Genomic DNA, 356 nt, shown 5'->3' with positions numbered 1-356 from the left:
CAGATGATTCTACAGATGCAGTAAACGGTGGTCAGCTATTCAGTCTGTCCAGCTCAACATCAACAGGGCTGAACAGTCTGTCAACCAACCTGAGCGCAATTACCAATAATCTGTCTACTATTGTTGATAATAATCTGAACACTGTGGATAAAACCATATCCACTCTGTCAACCGGACTGAATACTGTTACTGAAAAGGTTACTGCATTGCAGGCTAATGCACTGCAATGGGATAAAGTAACCGGTAGTTACAATGCTGAGCGTGATAGTAAAGCTCAGAAGATTACACAGGTAGCAGCAGGCTCGATAGCGGGAGATTCTACCGATGCAGTTAACGGTGCGCAGATGTACAGTTTG

General features: G+C 44.1%; 1 pseudogene. It reads left to right on the top strand.

Annotated elements, in window-relative coordinates:
* A pseudogene (locus H3V01_RS10930) lies at positions 1 to 356 on the top strand (hypothetical protein); the annotation flags it as partial.

The organism is Snodgrassella sp. M0351 (assembly GCF_016100575.1).
Taxonomy (GTDB): Bacteria; Pseudomonadota; Gammaproteobacteria; order Burkholderiales; family Neisseriaceae; genus Snodgrassella; species Snodgrassella alvi.
The sequence above is the reverse complement of the archived record's forward strand: the minus strand, read 5'-3'. Positions and strand labels throughout refer to the sequence as shown.